This is a genomic window from Thalassovita sp. (genome assembly GCF_963691685.1).
GTDB lineage: Bacteria > Pseudomonadota > Alphaproteobacteria > Rhodobacterales > Rhodobacteraceae > Thalassobius.
This window is the reverse complement of sequence record NZ_OY829290.1, coordinates 3797775-3816522: the sequence shown is the minus strand read 5'-3', so window position 1 is coordinate 3816522 and position 18748 is coordinate 3797775. Positions and strand designations below refer to the sequence as shown.

Annotated in this window: 21 protein-coding genes; 16 read left to right on the top strand and 5 right to left on the bottom strand. The window is 59.9% G+C overall.

Features of this window, described 5'->3' with window-relative positions:
* Positions 1–50: 50 nt before the first annotated feature.
* Together ACORLH_RS18425 and rplQ are read left to right on the top strand one after the other, a co-directional pair.
* Positions 51–1067 (top strand): DNA-directed RNA polymerase subunit alpha, encoded by a 1017-nt coding sequence (locus ACORLH_RS18425; protein WP_058260789.1) that lies wholly within the window; start codon positions 51–53, stop codon positions 1065–1067.
* A 154-nt stretch (positions 1068–1221) separates the two neighbouring features.
* A complete protein-coding gene (rplQ, locus tag ACORLH_RS18420) occupies positions 1222–1644 on the top strand; it encodes a 50S ribosomal protein L17 (RefSeq protein ID WP_058245134.1) in 423 nt (140 codons plus the stop codon).
* A 59-nt stretch (positions 1645–1703) separates the two neighbouring features.
* Here rplQ and ACORLH_RS18415 read toward each other — a convergent pair whose 3' ends face one another.
* Positions 1704–2087: a DUF393 domain-containing protein gene (locus ACORLH_RS18415; protein ID WP_321829820.1), complete on the bottom strand. Its 384-nt coding sequence runs from the start codon at positions 2085–2087 to the stop codon at positions 1704–1706.
* A gap of 325 nt (positions 2088–2412) precedes the next feature.
* Between ACORLH_RS18415 and ACORLH_RS18410 the strand changes: the two genes are divergently transcribed.
* The 12 genes from ACORLH_RS18410 to ACORLH_RS18355 all read left to right on the top strand — a co-directional run bounded on the left by ACORLH_RS18410 (position 2413) and on the right by ACORLH_RS18355 (position 14397).
* Entirely contained in the window at positions 2413–3486 is a 1074-nt protein-coding gene (locus ACORLH_RS18410; protein WP_321829819.1) for a 3-deoxy-7-phosphoheptulonate synthase, read from the top strand.
* 104 nt (positions 3487–3590) lie between these two features.
* Positions 3591–4991, top strand: a complete 1401-nt coding sequence (locus ACORLH_RS18405) for a trypsin-like peptidase domain-containing protein (protein WP_321829818.1) — start codon at positions 3591–3593, stop codon at positions 4989–4991.
* A gap of 3 nt (positions 4992–4994) precedes the next feature.
* Positions 4995–6308, top strand: a complete 1314-nt coding sequence (locus tag ACORLH_RS18400; protein WP_321829817.1) for a replication-associated recombination protein A — start codon at positions 4995–4997, stop codon at positions 6306–6308.
* 169 nt (positions 6309–6477) lie between these two features.
* The gene (gene crcB / locus ACORLH_RS18395; protein WP_321829816.1) at positions 6478–6855 is read left to right on the top strand and encodes a fluoride efflux transporter CrcB; all 378 of its coding nucleotides are present in this window, start codon (positions 6478–6480) and stop codon (positions 6853–6855) included.
* The gene (locus ACORLH_RS18390) at positions 6852–7898 is read left to right on the top strand and encodes an RluA family pseudouridine synthase (RefSeq protein WP_321829815.1); all 1047 of its coding nucleotides are present in this window, start codon (positions 6852–6854) and stop codon (positions 7896–7898) included. Before crcB ends, ACORLH_RS18390 begins: the two co-directional genes overlap by 4 nt.
* On the top strand, positions 7895–8581 hold the full coding sequence (locus ACORLH_RS18385) for an HAD-IA family hydrolase (protein WP_321829814.1): 687 nt from the start codon (positions 7895–7897) through the stop codon (positions 8579–8581). The genes ACORLH_RS18390 and ACORLH_RS18385 overlap by 4 nt, the downstream gene beginning before the upstream one ends.
* A complete protein-coding gene (locus ACORLH_RS18380; RefSeq protein ID WP_321829813.1) occupies positions 8578–9282 on the top strand; it encodes an ATP12 family chaperone protein in 705 nt (234 codons plus the stop codon). Before ACORLH_RS18385 ends, ACORLH_RS18380 begins: the two co-directional genes overlap by 4 nt.
* A gap of 209 nt (positions 9283–9491) precedes the next feature.
* A complete protein-coding gene (locus ACORLH_RS18375) occupies positions 9492–10508 on the top strand; it encodes an amino acid ABC transporter substrate-binding protein (RefSeq protein WP_058245126.1) in 1017 nt (338 codons plus the stop codon).
* 128 nt (positions 10509–10636) lie between these two features.
* Entirely contained in the window at positions 10637–11905 is a 1269-nt protein-coding gene (locus ACORLH_RS18370; RefSeq protein WP_321829812.1) for an ABC transporter permease subunit, read from the top strand.
* 1 nt (position 11906) lies between these two features.
* Positions 11907–13235, top strand: coding sequence for an amino acid ABC transporter permease (locus ACORLH_RS18365; RefSeq protein ID WP_321829811.1), 1329 nt, complete (start codon positions 11907–11909; stop codon positions 13233–13235).
* A gap of 12 nt (positions 13236–13247) precedes the next feature.
* Entirely contained in the window at positions 13248–14039 is a 792-nt protein-coding gene (locus ACORLH_RS18360) for an amino acid ABC transporter ATP-binding protein (RefSeq protein ID WP_058245123.1), read from the top strand.
* Position 14040: 1 nt separating this feature from the next.
* A complete protein-coding gene (locus tag ACORLH_RS18355; RefSeq protein WP_321829810.1) occupies positions 14041–14397 on the top strand; it encodes a hypothetical protein in 357 nt (118 codons plus the stop codon).
* Here ACORLH_RS18355 and ACORLH_RS18350 read toward each other — a convergent pair.
* Positions 14382–14882, bottom strand: coding sequence for a MarR family transcriptional regulator (locus ACORLH_RS18350; RefSeq protein ID WP_321829809.1), 501 nt, complete (start codon positions 14880–14882; stop codon positions 14382–14384). The genes ACORLH_RS18355 and ACORLH_RS18350 overlap by 16 nt on opposite strands.
* Before the next feature lie 85 nt (positions 14883–14967).
* On the opposite strand from ACORLH_RS18350, the gene ACORLH_RS18345 reads away from it, so the two are divergent.
* Positions 14968–15840 carry an EamA family transporter gene (locus ACORLH_RS18345; protein ID WP_321829808.1) on the top strand — a complete coding sequence of 291 codons (873 nt, stop codon included), beginning with the start codon at positions 14968–14970 and terminating at the stop codon, positions 15838–15840.
* A 4-nt stretch (positions 15841–15844) separates the two neighbouring features.
* On the opposite strand, the gene ACORLH_RS18340 is transcribed toward ACORLH_RS18345, so the two are convergent.
* Genes ACORLH_RS18340 through argB form a run of 3 tightly spaced genes read right to left on the bottom strand, consistent with a single transcriptional unit; the run spans position 15845 to position 17849 of the window.
* Positions 15845–16339: a SixA phosphatase family protein gene (locus tag ACORLH_RS18340; protein ID WP_321829806.1), complete on the bottom strand. Its 495-nt coding sequence runs from the start codon at positions 16337–16339 to the stop codon at positions 15845–15847.
* Positions 16336–16971 carry a ferredoxin gene (locus tag ACORLH_RS18335; protein WP_321829805.1) on the bottom strand — a complete coding sequence of 212 codons (636 nt, stop codon included), beginning with the start codon at positions 16969–16971 and terminating at the stop codon, positions 16336–16338. The genes ACORLH_RS18340 and ACORLH_RS18335 overlap by 4 nt, the downstream gene beginning before the upstream one ends.
* Positions 16968–17849, bottom strand: a complete 882-nt coding sequence (gene argB, locus ACORLH_RS18330) for an acetylglutamate kinase (RefSeq protein WP_321829804.1) — start codon at positions 17847–17849, stop codon at positions 16968–16970. The genes ACORLH_RS18335 and argB overlap by 4 nt, the downstream gene beginning before the upstream one ends.
* A gap of 142 nt (positions 17850–17991) precedes the next feature.
* On the opposite strand from argB, the gene ACORLH_RS18325 reads away from it, so the two are divergent.
* Positions 17992–18738 carry an SDR family oxidoreductase gene (locus tag ACORLH_RS18325; protein ID WP_321829803.1) on the top strand — a complete coding sequence of 249 codons (747 nt, stop codon included), beginning with the start codon at positions 17992–17994 and terminating at the stop codon, positions 18736–18738.
* The last annotated feature ends 10 nt before the right edge of the window (positions 18739–18748 follow it).

Genomic DNA, 18748 nt, shown 5'->3' with positions numbered 1-18748 from the left:
CGGGCGTTCTGTCTTTGGGACATGGGGACAGAACAGGAATGGAGGGACGCATGATCCACAAGAACTGGGCAGAATTGATCAAGCCGACCCAGCTTGACGTGAAGCCGGGCAACGACCCGACTCGTCAGGCAACCCTGGTTGCCGAGCCGCTGGAACGCGGTTTTGGTCTGACCTTGGGCAACGCGCTGCGCCGCGTTCTGATGAGCTCGCTGCAGGGCGCAGCCATCACCAGCGTTCAGATTGACAACGTTCTGCATGAATTCTCCAGCGTTGCTGGTGTGCGTGAAGACGTAACCGATGTGGTTCTGAACCTCAAAGGTGTGTCGCTGCGCATGGAAGTCGAAGGCCCCAAGCGCCTGTCGATCAACGCCAAAGGTCCGGCAGTTGTGACCGCTGGTGACATTTCGGACAGCGCTGGCATCGAGATCCTGAACAAGGAACACGTGATCTGCCACCTGGACGATGGTGCCGATCTCTACATGGAACTGACCGTCAACACCGGCAAAGGCTACGTCCCTGCGGACCGTAACAAGCCGGAAGATGCGCCCATCGGCCTGATGCCGATCGACGCCATCTACTCGCCGGTCAAAAAGGTTTCGTATGACGTTCAGCCGACCCGTGAAGGTCAGGTTCTGGACTATGACAAACTGACCATGAAGGTGGAAACCGACGGTTCGATCACCCCGGAAGATGCGATCGCATTTGCGGCGCGCATCCTGCAGGATCAGCTGTCGATCTTCGTAAACTTCGAAGAGCCCGAAGCCGCTGGCCGTCAGGACGAAGACGATGGTCTCGAGTTCAATCCGCTTCTCCTGAAGAAAGTGGACGAGCTGGAACTGTCCGTACGTTCGGCCAACTGCCTGAAGAACGACAACATCGTTTACATTGGCGACCTGATCCAGAAAACCGAAGCCGAGATGCTCCGCACCCCGAACTTCGGCCGCAAGTCGCTGAACGAGATCAAAGAAGTTCTGTCGGGCATGGGCCTGCACCTGGGCATGGATGTCGAGGACTGGCCGCCGGACAACATCGAAGATCTGGCGAAGAAGTTCGAAGACGCTTTCTAAGCCATTCAGAATACCGGGGCGGTCCAATGGGCCGCCCTGCGTTGCAAATGCCCGGGCCTGCCGGGGACCATCTGGGTCACAAGACCCCAAGGAGAGCCCGCGACACGCATCGCTGGCCTGACAAAGCAAAAACGCAAGACTTAGGAGATAAACAATGCGTCACGCTCGTGGTTACCGCCGCCTGAACCGTACTCATGAACACCGCAAAGCGCTGTTCTCGAACATGGCCGGTTCGCTGATCGAACATGAACAGATCAAAACCACCCTGCCGAAAGCAAAAGAACTGCGCCCGATCATCGAAAAAATGATCACTCTGGCGAAACGTGGCGATCTGCACGCCCGTCGTCAGGCAGCTTCCAAGCTGAAGCAGGACCAGTATGTCACCAAACTGTTTGACGTTCTGGGCCCGCGCTACAAGGACCGTCAGGGCGGCTACGTCCGTATCCTGAAGGCCGGCTTCCGCTATGGCGACATGGCACCGATGGCGATCATCGAATTCGTTGATCGTGACGTCGACGCCAAAGGCGCGGCTGACAAAGCCCGCGTTGCAGCTGAAGAAGCAGCGGCTGACGAATAAGATCCTCGGTCATTCGACCGGACCTTTGCCCCCGTACCAGAAATGGTGCGGGGGTTTTTCTATGTCGTGCTTTGCCGCGCCTGCCGCCTCTTATGCGCGTTGTAGAGCCAGGGCGCAGCGAGTTTTTCATAGCCCCAAGAGGCCATCTGATAGACCCCGGGCAGGCGGCCCAATCGCGCCGCAAACCGGTATCGCGGTAGCTGTGCCCAGAGGATCAGGAAAGCGTCAAAACCGACGTAAAGCTGCCCCTGATGCAGCACGTGCAGACGCTTGGCCGCGTCCTCGGCGTTGACGCCCCAGTCTGACAGATCCACGCGGTTCAGATCCTCGAATCCCAGGGGCAGGGCGCGGGCCTCGGCATAGGCCGCGTAGTGACAAATCTCAGCGTTGCAGATTGGACACTCCGCATTGTAGAGCGTACGGGTTTCAGGTGGGTTTGGCATCAGGCAGGTCCTGTCATTTCCTGACAGAGGTAGCGCGCAGTTTCTGGGTGTCATCACCAAACCCCTAAAATCGCGCTGTTTTTTCCGCCTTTACAGAATCCCGAATCGCCGTTAGCGTCTGGGCATGACCTACCAGACCGCATCTTTTTGGTATTACTTTTATCCGAGCCATCCGGCGGTCGGAGGGGTCTGCGCGTACTGAATTACCAGAACATACGCACCAGAGATACCAAACGAACCGCCCCCTCCGGGCGGTCTTTTTGTATCCGCCCAAGGTTCAGGACCAAGGGGGCATCCAGACAGACAAAATCTAGGACGCCGCAACATGACCACCCAAACCGAAAACCTGCGCATCGCCGATATGATGGAAATGCGCGCCCCCGATGAACTGGCGGCCAAGCTGCCGATCACCGCCAAATCAATCCGCACTGTGCTGGACGGCCGCACAGCGGTGCAAAAGATCCTGCATGGGCACGATGACCGTCTGATCGTTGTGGTCGGCCCCTGTTCGATCCACGATCCCGAAGCCGCGGTAGACTACGCCAAAAAGCTGCAGCCGCTGCGTGAGGAGCTGGGCGACAATCTGGAGATTGTCATGCGGGTCTACTTTGAAAAACCGCGCACCATTTCGGGCTGGAAGGGTTTGATCAACGATCCCGGTCTGGATGGATCCTTCTGCATCGATGCCGGTCTTGAGGTGGCGCGCCAGCTGCTGATTGATGTGAATCAGATGGGCCTGCCGGTTGGGACAGAGTTCCTGGACAGCGCCGTGCCACAATACATCAGCGATCTGGTCAGCTGGGCCGCCATTGGTGCGCGCACCACTGAAAGCCAGATCCACCGGGAAATGGCCTCGGGCCTCAGCTGCCCGGTTGGCTTCAAAAACGGCACCCGTGGCAACGTGCAAATAGCCATTGATGCGGTTCGTTCGGCGGCGCATCCGCATCACTTCATGGCACTGGCGAAAAACGGCCGCGCAGCGATTGCCGCGACCAATGGCAACCCGGATTGCCACATCATCCTGCGCGGTGGTGGCGGCACCAACTTTGACGCGACCTCAGTCGATGCGGCCTGCCGGATGGCGGAACAGGACGGCATTCGCCCCCATGTGATGATTGACGCCAGCCATGCCAACAGCGGCAAGGATCCGTTGAAGCAACCCGCCGTGCTGGAAGACATCGCCGGCCAGATGGAGGCAGGCGATCGCCGCATCACCGGTGTGATGATCGAAAGCAATCTGGTTGAGGGCCGTCAGGATCTGGTGAAAGGCCAGAAGCTGGTCTACGGCCAGTCGATCACTGATGGCTGCCTTGGTTGGGAGGATACCGAATTCATGCTGCGCCGTCTGGCACAGGCGGTGGACACCCGCCGGGCCATGCCGATGCGCAAAGCCGGCTGATTTCAGCCCAAGAATATAAAGGGTTCTCCCCGGTCGGCCGGTCCGCCTTGCATTCGCAACGGGCCGGCCGCATATCATCTGCAAGATTGATTTAGAGGATCCTCATGTTGCGCACGCTGCCCGCATTCGTTTTTGCCCTTTCACTTGGCATCACCTCGGTGATCACACCTGCGGTGGCTGAGACCAAGATCCCTACAACACAGGCCGAGATCGCATTGGGTTTTGCGCCTTTGGTCAAACAGGCCGCGCCTGCCGTTGTGAACATCTACGCGAAACGCATCGTACAGGCCCGTCAAAGCCCGTTTCAGAACGACCCGTTCTTCCGCAATTTCTTCCGGGATTTTGGCGAAAGCCGCCCCCAGGTGCAGAACTCGCTCGGATCGGGCGTGATCCTGTCGGCGGATGGCTATGTGGTGTCGAACTTCCACGTGGTGGGCGGCGCAACGGATATTCGCGTGGTGCTGAAGGACCGGCGCGAATATGCGGCTGAGGTGGTGCTGGCGGATGAAGACAGCGATCTGGCGATCCTGAAACTGAAAGACGCCCCTGAAATGCCCTACCTGCCACTGCGTGACAGCGGCGCGGTGGAGGTTGGGGAGTTGGTGCTGGCCATCGGCAACCCCTTTGGGATCGGCCAGACTGTCAGCAGCGGCATCGTTTCTGGTCTGGCGAGATCCGGTGTCGCCACGGGGGCGGCGCGGGGCTATTTCCTGCAGACCGACGCGGCGATCAACCCCGGAAACTCGGGCGGGGCGCTGATTGATGTGAATGGCGCGCTGATTGGGGTGAACACCTCCATCCTGACGCGCTCGGGCGGTTCAAACGGAGTGGGGTTTGCCATTCCTTCCGATCTGGTGGCGCAGTTTGTGGCGCAGGCCCGTCAGGGGTTTGAGACCTTCCAGCGTCCCTGGGCCGGGATGAGCGGGCAAACGATCGACAATGATATTGCCGAGAGTCTGGGGCTGGACCGGCCCGGCGGGGTTCTGATTTCCGGCCTGCATGCGGCAAGCCCGTTTCGCGCCGCTGGCGTGCAGGCAGGCGATGTGATCCAGCTGGTTGCTGGCGCTGAGGTGAACAGCCCGCAGGAGATGATTTTTCGCATGTCCGTTGCGGGGCTGGGCAGCACGGTGCCGGTGACGCTGTACCGCGATGGTAGCCGGCAGGATGTTGATGTGTCACTGGTCCTCGCCCCGGAGGATCCGCCGCGCGCCACCTTGACGCTTAACAAGGGCGCTGCGCTGCCCGGCTTGCAATTGTCGCAGGTAAACCCGGCAGTGGTTGCGCAATATGGGCTGCGGTTTGACACATCGGGCGTGGTGATTGAGGATCCGGGCCCCTACGGCGCGCAGGTTGGGCTGCGCACGGGCGATCTGGTGCTGGGCATCAACGGTGTGGAAACAGACAGCCCCGAGGCCGTGGCCGAAGCGCTGGATCAGGCCAGCCGCCGCGTCGCCATTGTGGTGCAACGCGGGTTGCAGCGGGTACAGATCCGGTTCAGACTCTGACCCATGGCTGATCTTTTTCAATCTGCCCCCCCCGCACCCGTGGCGGATACAGCGCCGCGCCCGCTTGCGGACCGGTTGCGGCCCAAATCCCTGTCCGAGGTGATCGGCCAGCAGCAGGTTCTGGGCGAGGAGGCACCGCTGGGCGTGATGCTGCGATCTGGCAGCCTGTCCTCGCTGATCTTCTGGGGGCCGCCTGGGGTGGGCAAGACGACCATCGCGCGGTTGCTGGCGGATGAAACGGATCTGCATTTCGTCCAGATCAGCGCGATTTTCACCGGGGTGCCGGAACTGCGCAAAGTCTTTGAGGCCGCCAAGATCCGGCGTCAGAACGGGCAGGGCACGCTGCTGTTTGTGGATGAGATCCATCGGTTCAACAAGGCGCAGCAGGATGGCTTCCTGCCCTATATGGAGGATGGCACCATCCTCCTGGTTGGGGCGACCACGGAAAACCCCAGTTTTGAATTGAACGCCGCGGTTCTGTCCCGATCACAGGTGCTGGTGCTGGAACGTCTGTCACCGGAGGAGCTGGAAGCGCTGACCGCCCGCGCAGAGGCCGAGCTGGACCGCCAATTGCCACTGGACAAGGACGCGCGCGACGCGTTGTTGGAGATGGCCGATGGCGACGGGCGTGCATTGCTTAATCTGATCGAACAGGTTGCCGCCTGGCAGGTCGATGCACCGCTGGATCGTGAAGCCCTGTCAAACCGGCTGATGAAACGTGCGGCCAAATACGATAAATCCGGTGAGGAACATTATAACCTCATCTCAGCGCTGCATAAATCGGTGCGCGGCTCAGATCCTGATGCGGCGCTTTACTGGTATGCGCGTATGCTGGAAGGCGGCGAAGACCCCCGCTATCTGGCGCGCCGTTTGCTGCGCATGTCGGTCGAAGATATCGCGTTGGCAGATCCACAGGCCCAGACCATCTGCATGCACGCCTGGGAGGCGTATGAACGCCTCGGCTCTCCCGAAGGGGAATTGGCGCTGGCGCAGGCGGTGATCTATCTGGCCCTCGCGCCAAAGACCAACGCCGGCTACATGGCCTATAAGGCGGCGCGCCGTGCCGCAAAAAAACACGGCTCAGAACCGCCGCCAAAACACATCCTGAACGCGCCAACCCAGATGATGAAGGATCAGGGCTACGGCACGGGCTACGCCTATGACCATGACGCCGAAGATGGGTTTTCGGGCCAGAACTACTTCCCCGAAACCATGCCGCGGGAACAGTTTTATCAACCGGTGGAACGTGGGTTTGAGCGTGATCTGAAAAAACGGCTGGAGTATTTTGAGAACCTCCGGCGTAAGCGCGGCGATTAGCGGCGCGGATAGGGAGGGGCAGATGAGTATTTGGGAAACGATGAAGGCGCTTTCACTGTTTTATAAATACTCAAATTGCAACACATCAGATTGCTATGCGTCCGGGGCATAGGCGGCAACCGCGCTGCAAAACTTGACAATTCACCCCTCAACCCGCAGGAGGGGCGCCATGTTGACCACCGCTTTCCATGTGGCCCTTGGCGGGGCCTTGGGCGCCGTGATGCGCTATCTCTCGGGTGTGGCCATTTTCAAACTACTGGGGTCTGGTTTTCCGCTGGGCGTGTTGTTTGTGAATGTGCTGGGCTCGGGCCTGATGGGGATGTGTGTGGTCTATCTGGGTCAGAAAGGTCTGAGCCAGCTGAACCCGTTTTTGATGACGGGAATTTTGGGCGGCTTTACCACGTTTTCGGCCTTTTCTTTGGAAGCCTACACGCTGTTCGAACGCGGACAGCTGGGGTGGGCGGCGCTTTATGTTGGGCTGTCGGTGATCTGTTCGCTGGCGGCACTGGTGGCAGGCGTTTACTTGATGCGATGGGTGTTGGCATGAGCCGGGTACAGATGATCACAGTGGGGCCGGGTGACGGCGATCAGCGGTTGGACCGCTGGCTGAAACGGATGTTCCCGCATGTTGCGCAGGGCCGCATTGAGAAGATGTGCCGCAAAGGTGAGCTGCGCGTCGATGGCGGCCGGGTCAAGGCCTCCACCCGGTTGGAAACCGGTCAGACCGTGCGTATTCCGCCGCTGCCAGAGGCGGGGGAACAGCCCGCTGAACCTGCCAAACCCAAGATTTCGCCAGCGGATGAAAAGCTGATCCAGTCCTCTGTGATCTACCGTGATGACCATATCATCGCGATCAACAAACCGGCGGGCCTGCCGACCCAGGGCGGCAGCAAGCAGAAACGTCATGTAGATGGTCTGGCTGAGGCGCTGAAGTTTGGGTTTGAGGAAAAACCGCGGCTGGTGCATCGCCTCGATAAGGACACTTCGGGCGTATTGCTGCTGGCGCGGACCCGTCAGATTGCGCAGGCCCTGACCGGTGCGATCCGTCACAAACAAACGCGCAAGATCTATTGGGCGTTGGTTGCCGGAGTGCCGACCCCCTATCTGGGTGAGGTGAAATATGGTCTGGTGAAAGCGCCGGGTCATGGCCGCCACGGCGAAGGTGAGAAGATGATCTGCGTGCACCCGCGTGATGTGGACCGGACCGATGGCGCCAAACGGGCGCATACGCTTTATGCCACGCTTTACCGTGTGGCGGGGCGCGCGGCCTGGGTTGCGATGGAGCCGGTGACCGGCCGCACCCATCAGCTGCGTGCGCATATGGCTGAGATTGGCCACCCGATCATCGGGGATGGCAAATACGGTGGCTCGGGTCAGGAAAATCTGGGCGACGGTTGGGGCGCTCAGCTGGGTGGTGCCATTTCGAAGAAGCTGCACCTGCACGCGCGCCAAATGCAGTTTGAGCATCCGGTGACCGGCAAGGTGACATCGATCGAAGCGCCTTTGCCTGAACATATGGCGCACAGCTGGGAAACGCTGGGCTGGTCCGAAGACCTGATCGAACACGACCCGTTTGAGGGCCTCAGATGAGCGCTGATCTGCGGCTGATCCTCTTTGATGTGGATGGCACGCTGGTTGACAGTCAGGCCCATATTGTCGCCTCCATGACCCGGTCGTTTGAGGCGATGGATCTGGCGGCCCCCAGCCGTGAAGAGACGCTGAGCATCGTGGGGCTGTCCCTGCCGGTTGCCGTGGCGCAGCTGGCGCCGGCGCTATCCGCGGCGGATCAGGCCGCGGTCGTCGAGGGGTACAAACAGGCCTATATGCAGATCAGGGCCGCGCAGGGATCGGCACAATCCTCGCCGTTTTACCCCCATGCCCGGCAGGTGTTGGAAGAATTGGCGGCGGTGGATCACTACCTGTTGGGAATCGCCACAGGGAAATCCCGCCGTGGACTGGATGCCCTGTTGGCGGGGCATGGGTTGGAAAAGATGTTCCTGACCCAGCAGGTCGCAGACCATCACCCCTCCAAGCCGCATCCGGCGATGATCGAAACGGCACTGGCCGAAATGGGCCTGGCCCCGGAGCAGGCCGTGATGATTGGCGATACGGTGTTTGACATGGAAATGGCCCGCGCCGCAGGGGTTTCGGCAATTGCCGTTGAATGGGGCTATCACGACACGGCGCGACTGGCGCCCTTGGCGGATCATGTCATCAGTGACTTTCGCGCTTTGCCGCAGGTGATTGCGCAGATTTGGGAGAGCGATAAATGAGCATCATGAAGCCAAAACGCTTCTGGAAAGAGGCCACCGTTGCCGAGGTTGAGGGAGGTTTCCGGGTCGAGTTGGATGGTCGCCCGGTGCGGACCCCGGCCAAAACGCAGGTGATTCTCCCCACCAAAGGGTTGGCTGAGGCCATTGCGGCTGAATGGGACGCCCAAGAAGGCGAAGTAGATCCAGCCAAAATGCCCTTTACCCGGACAGCGAATTCGGCGCTGGACAAGGTCGCCACACAGCAGGCTGAGGTCGCAGACATGCTGGCGGAATATGGGGGCACGGATCTTCTGTGCTATCGCGCCACATCTCCGCAGGAATTGATCAGCCGTCAGGCCGCGGCCTGGGATCCGATGCTGGATTGGGCTGAGGCCGAATTGGGCGCCCGTCTGGCGATTGGATCGGGCGTGATGCATGTCGCGCAGGATCAAGCCGCATTGGACATCTTGGCGGCGCGCGTTCACGAAATGAACAACTTTAAGTTGGCTGGCTTCCATGATCTCGTTGGCATTTCAGGCTCCCTCGTTCTAGCCTTTGCAGCGGCGTTCAACCAACAGGAGATTGACGCAATTTGGGCCTTGTCGCGGATTGACGAAACCTGGCAGGAAGAGCAGTGGGGCGTTGACGAAGAAGCGGCGGAACAAGCTGCTGTGAAGAAAAGTGAATTTCTTCACGCGAAACGATTCTTCGACCTCAGCTGACCCCTGTATTTGCAGCACTTTTTCCCGTTTCCCTGGGGGAAACTATACGAATGCTTCGGTTTTTGTGATCTTCGGGTTGACCTTTTGCGATGAATCCGCCCAATGTTTCGACATTGCCGGGGCTGCCCCCGGCTTTATCGCCCTCGGCCCGAACCGGGGCCGAAGCATAACCGTCCATCAACAGGGCGGATAATCAGGAAGAGGTAAACATGAAAAAATCCGTATTTCTTGGCGCGCTGACCGTTGCTGGCCTGGCAGCCGGTGCCGCAGCAGCCGGGACCCTCGACGACGTGAAAGCACGCGGCAAGCTGAACTGCGGCGTGACCACTGGTCTGGTTGGTTTCGCAGCGCCTGACGCAAACGGCAACTGGGATGGCTTCGACGTTGGCGTATGCCGCGCCGTTGCAGCAGCTGTACTGGGCGACGCTCAGGCAGTTGAATTCGTTCCCACCACCGGTAAAACCCGCTTCACCGCTCTGGCCTCCGGCGAGATCGACATGCTGGCGCGTAACACCACCTGGACCTTCTCGCGCGATGTCGACCTGAAGTTCGAATTCGTTGGCGTGAACTACTACGACGGTCAGGGCTTCATGGTTCCGAAAGAGCTGGGTGTATCCTCGGCCAAGGAACTGGACGGCGCCACCGTTTGTATCCAGACTGGTACCACCACCGAGCTGAACCTGGCGGACTTCTTCCGCGCAAACAACATCAGCTACGAGCCGGTTCCGATCGAAACCAACGCAGAAGCACAGCAGCAGTACCTGGCTGGCGCATGTGACGTATACACCACCGACGCTTCGGGCCTGGCCGCTACCCGCGCCACCTTCGAAGCACCTGGTGACCACGTTGTTCTGCCCGAAATCATCTCGAAAGAGCCGCTGGGCCCGCTGGTCCGCCACGGTGACCACGAATGGGGTGACGTTGTACGCTGGACCCTGAACGCGCTGATCTCGGCTGAAGAGCTGGGTGTAACCTCGGCCAACATCGCTGAGCTGGCAGCTGGCACCGACGTTCCGGAAACCAACCGTCTGCTGGGCACCGAGGGTACCCTGGGCGAAATGCTGGGTCTGGAAGCTGACTGGGCCGTTAAAGCAATCGCCGCCGGCGGTAACTACGGTGAGCTGTTCGAGAAGAACATCGGTGAAGCAACCCCGATCGCCCTGTCGCGCGGTCTGAACGCTTCCTACAAAGACGGCGGTCTGCTGTACTCGCCGCCGTTCCGTTAAGGACATCTGGTAATGAAGGGCGCGGCCAAGGCCGCGCCCTTTGACTAACTGACAGGTAAAAGTTCGACCAATAGGCCGCAAAAAAAGGCCAGTGAAAACAACAAGGTCGACAGACGGGGACATCCCAAATGACAACACTCACCGACCCTCCGAAGGAGTCGTTTCGGCTATCTATGCTGATTTACGACACCCGGTATCGCTCGTTGACCATCCAGGTCATCGCGATGATCGGCTTCATGGTTCTGATCGGCTGGCTGATTTCCAACACCGCCCAGAACCTTCAGGCGCTTGGCAAAGAACCTAGCTTCCGTTTCCTCAGCGAACCGGCAGGCTATGATATCAACCAACGTCTTATCGAATATGATTCCCAGGCCACCCACCTGCGTGCTGCCTTTGTTGGCATCCTGAACACGCTGCTGGTGGCGGTACTGGGCTGTATCACGGCCACTATTCTGGGTGTGATTATCGGCGTTCTGCGCCTTTCCAAAAACTGGCTCATCTCGCGTTTGATGACGATCTATGTTGAAATGTTCCGCAACGTGCCGCTGCTGTTGTGGATCGTGTTCATCATGGCGATCCTGATCGAAACGTTGCCGGCACCGCGGGCGTTCCGGGGCGAAACCCCCGAGGCGACCATGAATCTGGCAGACAGTGTGGCCATCACCAACCGTGGTGTGTATGTGCCCGAGCCGCTGTTTTCCAACAGCCTTGGCAACATCCACCTGTTTGGCGAACACAGCCTGCGGTTTGACATCTCGCTGGATCTGATTGCGGTTCTGGCAGCGCTGTTCATTGGCCTGTTCATCCGTCGCAAGATCAAAACCCGCGCAGATGCGATTCAGGAAAGCACCGGTGATCGTCCGACCACCTGGTACCTGAGCCTGGGCGCTGTTGTGATCCCGACCGGCGCTGTGCTGATCGCACTGGGCTTCCACCTTGGCTACCCGGAGCTGAAAGGCTTCAACTTCAAAGGTGGCATTCACATGCGTAACTCGTTGATTGCGCTGTGGTTGGCTCTGTCGCTTTATACGGCAGCCTTTATCGCTGAAATCGTGCGTGCAGGTATCCTTGCGATCTCCAAGGGTCAGACCGAAGCCGCGTCGGCACTGGGTCTGCGTCCCAACCGGACGATGAGCCTGGTGATCCTGCCGCAGGCGCTGCGGGTCATCATCCCGCCGCTGATTTCGAACTACCTGAACCTGACCAAGAACTCTTCGCTGGCAATTGCGGTGGGCTATATGGATCTGACCGGCACGCTAATGGGCGTGACGCTGAACCAGACCGGCCGTGAGCTTGAAACCGTTCTGATGGGCATGAGCATCTATCTGGCAATCAGCCTGCTGATCTCGATGGTCATGAACTGGTACAACAACAGCGTCAAACTGGTGGAGCGGTAATATGAGCGACGTATCTTTTGTTCGCACTGAGATGCTGCCGGAACAAGATCCGCCAGCAAGCTCGGTTGGGGTTGTCGGCTGGTTGCGTGAGAACCTGTTCTCGGGCGTCTGGAACTCGATCCTGACAGTGATCTCGGGGGTGTTCATCTTCTACACCCTCTATGGTCTGCTCTCCTGGGCGATGGTGCCCACTTGGGCGGCAGGGTCGCTGAATGAGTGCCGGGAAATCCTGCACAACATGGGCCGTGAAGGCCATCTGGCAGGCGCCTGCTGGGGCGTGATCTCGGAACGTTGGGAGCAGCTGATGTTCGGCTTCTACCCGAACGGTTCGGAAGAAGGCACAGCCGATCTGCGCTGGCGTCCGGTTCTGGCCTTTGTTCTGTTGATCGTGGCACTGGCACCGGTTCTGTTTGCAGACAAGGTCCCGGGCAAGCTGATCTACCTCAGCATGGCCTATCCCTTCCTGCTGCCGTTCCTGCTGTGGGGCGGGTCGATCTGGTCGCCCATCGCCGTCGCCGCTGGTTTCGGTGTGGGCTATGCCGCCTATCGTGTCATCGATGGGGTCGCGGGCAGCCTAGCTGCCGTGATTGGATCGGTCGCCGCTGCAATCCTCTGGTGGCTCTTCCTTGCATCCCCTGTTGCGGGGCTGCTGGCGGATATCATCCCGCTGGGCCTGGAGCCGGTCGAAAGCCGTAAGTTTGGTGGCTTCATGCTGTCGATCACCATCGGGGTTGTGGCCATTGGCCTGTCGCTGCCGATCGGGATCGTTCTGGCGCTTGGCCGTCAGTCGGATCTGATGATCGTCAAATCGCTTTGCGTTGGCTTCATCGAGTTCATCCGTGGTGTACCGCTGATCACCCTGTTGTTCGTCGCATCGACGCTGCTCAACATCTTCATGCCTCCGGGTACGGATTTTGACATCATCATGCGCGTGTTCATCATGGTGACTCTGTTTGCATCGGCCTATATGGCCGAGGTGATCCGGGGTGGTTTGGCCGCTTTGCCGAAAGGCCAGTACGAAGGGGCCGACTCGCTTGGTCTGAACTACTGGCAGGCACAGCGCCTGATCATCATGCCGCAGGCGCTGAAGATCTCGATCCCTGGGATCGTGTCGACCTTCATCGGCGTTTTCAAAGACACCACGCTGGTGTCGGTGATCGGCCTGTTTGACCCGCTGAACCTGACCAACGCCATCCGCGCGGACTCCAATTGGAACGGGATTGTCTGGGAACTCTACGGCTTCATTGCTGTGCTGTTCTTCATCTTCTGTTTCTCCATGTCCCGCTACTCCATGTATCTTGAGCGCAAGCTCAGAACTGACCATCACTAAGGAGATCATGATATGTCTGATCTTGCTGTAGACCGCGATATCGACCGCTCCAAGATGCAAGTCTCGGATGAGGTTGCGATTGAAATCTCGAACATGAACAAGTGGTACGGTGCGTTCCACGTTCTGCGCGACATCAACCTGACCGTAAACCAGGGCGAGCGTATCGTTATCGCTGGCCCCTCGGGCTCCGGTAAATCGACCCTGATTCGCTGCATCAACCGTCTGGAAGAACACCAGGCGGGGCGGATCATCGTTGACGGGACTGAGCTGACCTCGGATCTGAAAAACATCGATAAGATCCGGTCCGAAGTTGGCATGTGCTTCCAGCACTTCAACCTGTTCCCGCACCTGACCATTCTGGAAAACCTGACCCTCGCCCCGATCTGGGTGCGCAAGACGCCCCGTAAAGAGGCGATTGAGACGGCGATGTACTTCCTTGAGAAGGTGAAAATCCCGGATCAGGCCAACAAGTACCCGGGCCAGCTGTCCGGTGGTCAGCAGCAGCGTGTGGCGATTGCCCGCTCGCTCTGCATGAAGCCGCGCATCATGCTGTTTGACGAACCCACCTCGGCGCTTGACCCAGAGATGATCAAAGAGGTGCTCGACACCATGATCGAACTGGCCGAAGAGGGCATGACCATGCTCTGCGTGACCCACGAGATGGGCTTCGCCCGTCAGGTGGCCAACCGCGTGATCTTCATGGACCAGGGCCAGATCGTGGAACAGAACGAGCCGGAAGAGTTCTTCAACAACCCGAAGAGCGATCGGACCAAACTGTTCCTCAGCCAGATCCTGGGGCACTAAGATGGCTTTGCTCGGCCTCCGCTTCGCCCATGTGGCACCAGAAGCTGAGGCCGAGGGCATTGCCAAGGCCCTCCGGGGCCTTGGCCTTTCCCCGAAACACTTCCCCGAGGCGGAGGGGTTTCCGGGCACGATATTCCCAACAGATGACGAAAAAAGCTGGGCTGAGTTCTGGCATGCCAGCGATGAGATGCCGGCAGGCACCATGCTGCAGCTTGTTGTCGATGATGCAGATGCGATGGCTGCAGAGGCCCGCCAAAACGGGCTGGAGCCGCAGGGCCCGATGGATGCCCATGGTGAGCGGATCTATTTCCTGACGCTGCCCGGTGGTTTGCAGATGAGCTTTCAGTCCAAGCTCTGAGCTTTTTCCACACCTGCCAGCAATTTGCCCAGCAGTCGCGACAGCTCCGCCTGTTCGTCGGCGGTTAGCCCCGCTGTCAGACGGTGCTGATTGGCGACATGTTCGCTGACACAACCCTCAATCAGCTGGAACCCGGCATCGGTCAGCTGCACGGTCACGCTGCGCGCGTCAGTCGCGGATTTCACCCGTTCGATCAGGCCCTGTGCCTCCAAACGGTCCAGCCGGTTGGTCATCGTGCCTGAGGTGACCATCGTCCAGTCTATCAGTTCCGACGGGGTCAGCGCGTAGGGCGCACCGGAACGCCGCAGAGTGGCCAGCACATCAAAGCTGGCTGAGTTGAGCCCATGTGCCTTGAACACGGTTTCCATCCCATGCCCCAAAGCCTGGGCGAGTCGCTTGTTGCGGCCGACAAGAGCCATGGGCAGCAGCTGCAGGTCGGGGCGTTCGGCGGCCCATTGCGCCAAAATTCTGTCGACGTGATCCATGGTTAGCAGATTTTCAGCAAACTATCTTGACGTCAAGCTAAATGCGAATATCTTGACGTCAAGATAAAAGGATAGGAATTGTCCGATGACCCGTAAAACTGATTTGATGCTCACTGCTCTGGCCCCGGCGATCTGGGGCAGCAGCTATATTGTCACCACTGAATTGCTGCCGGATGGCTACCCGCTGACGGTGGCGGCACTGCGGGCATTGCCTGCGGGGCTGTTGCTACTGGTGCTGGTGCGCCAGCTGCCGCCCGTGGCCTGGCTGGGCCGTCTGTTCATTCTGGGGGCGCTGAACTTCACTCTGTTCTGGGCGGCCTTGTTTGTGGCCGCCTATCAGCTGCCGGGCGGGGTGGCCGCCACGCTTGGTGCGATCCAGCCGTTGATCGTGTTGCTGTTGGCGCATCGGTTGCTAGGCGCTGCGCTGTCGCCGTTGTCCCTGACCGCCGCGCTGACCGGGATCCTTGGGGTAGCGCTCCTGATCCTTGGGCCGGATGCCCGGTTGAACACCCTGGGCGTGCTGGCCGCGCTGGGGGGCGCCGGATCGATGGCGCTGGGTGTGGTGCTGACCCGCAAGTGGCAACCACCGGTGCCGCCACTGACCTTCACCGCCTGGCAGTTGACCGCAGGGGGGCTGCTGCTGGTGCCACTAGCGCTGATCTTTGAACCCGCTTTTCCGGTACCGGATGCGAAGGCCTTGGCAGGCCTGGTCTGGCTGGGGCTGATCGGCGCTGCACTGACCTATTACCTGTGGTTCCGCGGCATTGCCCGTTTGGGCCCGGAAGCGATCACCGGTCTGGGCTTCCTCAGCCCGCTGAGCGCGGTGATGCTGGGCTGGCTGGTGCTTGGGCAGGGGCTGAGCCCGCTGCAAAGCCTTGGTGCGCTGATTGTGCTGGGATCTGTCTGGGCTGGCAATGTTGGGGCGCGCCCCAAACAGCCGAAACCCGCGCGCGCCTAAGCGATCAGGTCAATCGGCGTGGGATCGTGAAATTGAGGATTTGGCCCATCCCAGGGCCAACCTCTGACCAGCTGTCAGCCTCAAATTGATAAACGGTTGTGGCGCAGGTGGGATAGCGGTCAAAATCCGCATCCCCCGGGTGGCCGGCGGCCAGTGTGTCGGCAAAATCTGCGATCCCAGGATTGTGGCCTAGCATCAGTACGGTTGCCGCATCACCAGCCTGTTTCAGCACCTCCAACATGGCAATCGACGGCGCCAGATATAGCCCGCGCAGAAACCTTTCCTCAGCCTCCAGCACCAGACCTGCCCATGTTTCCCGCGTGCGCGTCGCGTCAGAAGACAGCAGCAGATCCGGCAGATACCCGTTGCCGCGCAGCCAGTCGCCCAAGGCCTTGGCTGAGGCCTGACCGCGTGGGTTCAACCCCCGCTCATGATCGGATTGCAACGGGTCGTTCCAATCAGATTTGGCGTGGCGCATCAGGATCAATTTCAGGCTCATCGAAAGGCTTTCATATGGAAATGGCTGTGTTCAGGCAGCCTGCCATAGGACTGGCTGGTGGGACAAGATCGCCGCACCAGACAGCCCTGCATGCACGCCGCCCCTTCGGGGCTGTTGAGGTGGCTTTTGCAGGCCGCCACATCATAGCCCTGTGGCCCCAGCGCGCCGATAGGGCAGGCGGTCTGGCAGGGTTGCAAGGCGCAGAGGTCACAGGGAGGGCTGGGACGGGCGGGGATCTCCAGCCGTTCGGCAAAGCCCAAGGCACCGCGATATGACACCAGTAGCCCCGCCTGATCATGCACCAACAGCCCAACCGGCGAGGACCAGGCCCGCCCGGTTTCTGTGGCCCAACGGATGAAGGGCTGAAACGGCGGCCCGCCAAAGGGGAATAGCGCCGCCGCCCCCAGGTCGCGTGCCAGATCACCGATCACCCGGTCTGACCAGCGGTCCATTGGGTCGGCAGCACCATCACGATACTCGGGTGTTTCGGTGAACATGGCCCAGAACCCGGGCTCCTGCGGGCCCAGCATGACCACGGTCTTTAGGCCGTCCAAATCCTCGGGGTGCAACGCCCCCATGACAGACAAATGTCGCCCGGAGGCGGCATCTGCTATCTCATCCCAACGGCTCACCCGTCCTCCGGGTCATCATTGCGGATCATCGATCCGGCGCCGTGTTCTGTGAACAGCTCCAGCAGGCAGGCATTGGCGACACGGCCATCCTGAATGACAACGGCGCGCACGCCATCCTCCACCGCTTTCAGCGCGGTTTCGGTTTTCGGGATCATGCCGCCGGCAATCGTGCCATCGGCGATCATGTCGCGCACCTGTTGGGTGCTGAGCTGTGTCACCACCTCACCATCGGCGCCTTTGACACCGGCCACATCGGTCAGCAGCAGCAGGCGATCGGCCTTTAGCGCACCGGCGATGGCGCCAGCGGCCGTGTCACCGTTGACGTTATAGGTTTCATTGCCTTCGCGGCCTGCGCCGATGGGGGCAATCACCGGGATCATGCCGGCTTCACACAGATCGCGCACCACCTGCACGTTCATCTCGCTCGGGCGACCGACAAAACCCAGTTCCGGATCATCAGCGTCACAGATCATTAGACCGTCATCTTTGCCGGAAATCCCGATGCCGCGCCCCCCTTCGTGGTTGATAGCCTGAACAATCCGTTTGTTGACCATGCCTGCCAGCACCATTTCCACCACTTCGACCGTGGCTTTGTCGGTGACCCGCTTGCCACGCACCCAGTCGCTTTCGATGTTCAGCTTGCCCAGCATCTCATTGATCATCGGGCCGCCACCGTGGACCACCACCGGGTTCACGCCGACTTGTCGCATCAGAACCATGTCACGGGCAAATTCGGCCATCGCCTCATCATTGCCCATGGCGTTGCCGCCAAATTTCACGACAACCACAGCGCCGGTGAAGCGCTGCAGATAAGGAAGCGCCTCGGACAGTGTCCGGGCCGTGGCAATCCAATCGCGGTTCATGTTCTGCTTCTTCATTGTGATCTGGTATCTTTTTATAAACCCCCTCGTGTTAGCGGCTTCGCCGCGCGCTGCCAAGACCGTTCAAGCGGTTGCGCCCCCATGCTAGGCTGCTACTGTCGGCGCGCGCGCATATGGGACAGAGCAAGGAGTGGCCCGGATGAGTGGAAAAAGCAGTGACAGACGCAAAACCCTGCTGCTGACGGGGGCCAGCCGCGGCATTGGCCATGCCACGGTGCGCCGGTTTAACAAGGCAGGCTGGCGGGTGATGACCTGTTCCCGGGCGCCGTTCCCCGCGGAATGCCCCTGGGGCGGCGGTGAGGAAAACCACATTCAGATCGATCTGTCGGATCCGACGGATACCATCAACAAGGTGGAAGAGATCCGCGATCGTCTGGACGGCAAGCTGGACGCGCTTGTCAACAACGCCGGAATCTCACCCAAAGGGCCAGACGGCGGCCGGTTGAACACCATCGACACCGATCTGATGACTTGGGGGCAGGTGTTCCATGTGAATTTCTTCTCCTCCGTCGTGCTGGCGCGGGGCCTGCGGGAAGAACTGGCCGCGGCCAAAGGCGCGGTGGTCAATGTGACCTCCATCGCGGGCTACCGGGTGCACCCCTTTGCCGGGGCGGCCTATGCCACGTCCAAGGCGGCGCTGACGGCGCTGACCCGCGAAATGGCAAATGATTTCGGGCCGATGGGGGTTCGCGTCAATGCAATTGCCCCGGGTGAGATTGAAACCGCAATCCTGAGCCCGGGAACGGAAAAACTGATTGAGGATATTCCGCTGCGCCGTCTGGGGCAGACCGAAGAGGTGGCAAACACCATCTACTTCCTCTGCACCGAGGCGTCTTCTTACATCTCAGGCACTGAGATTGAGGTGAACGGCGGCCAGCACGTCTAAGGCCGCCGTC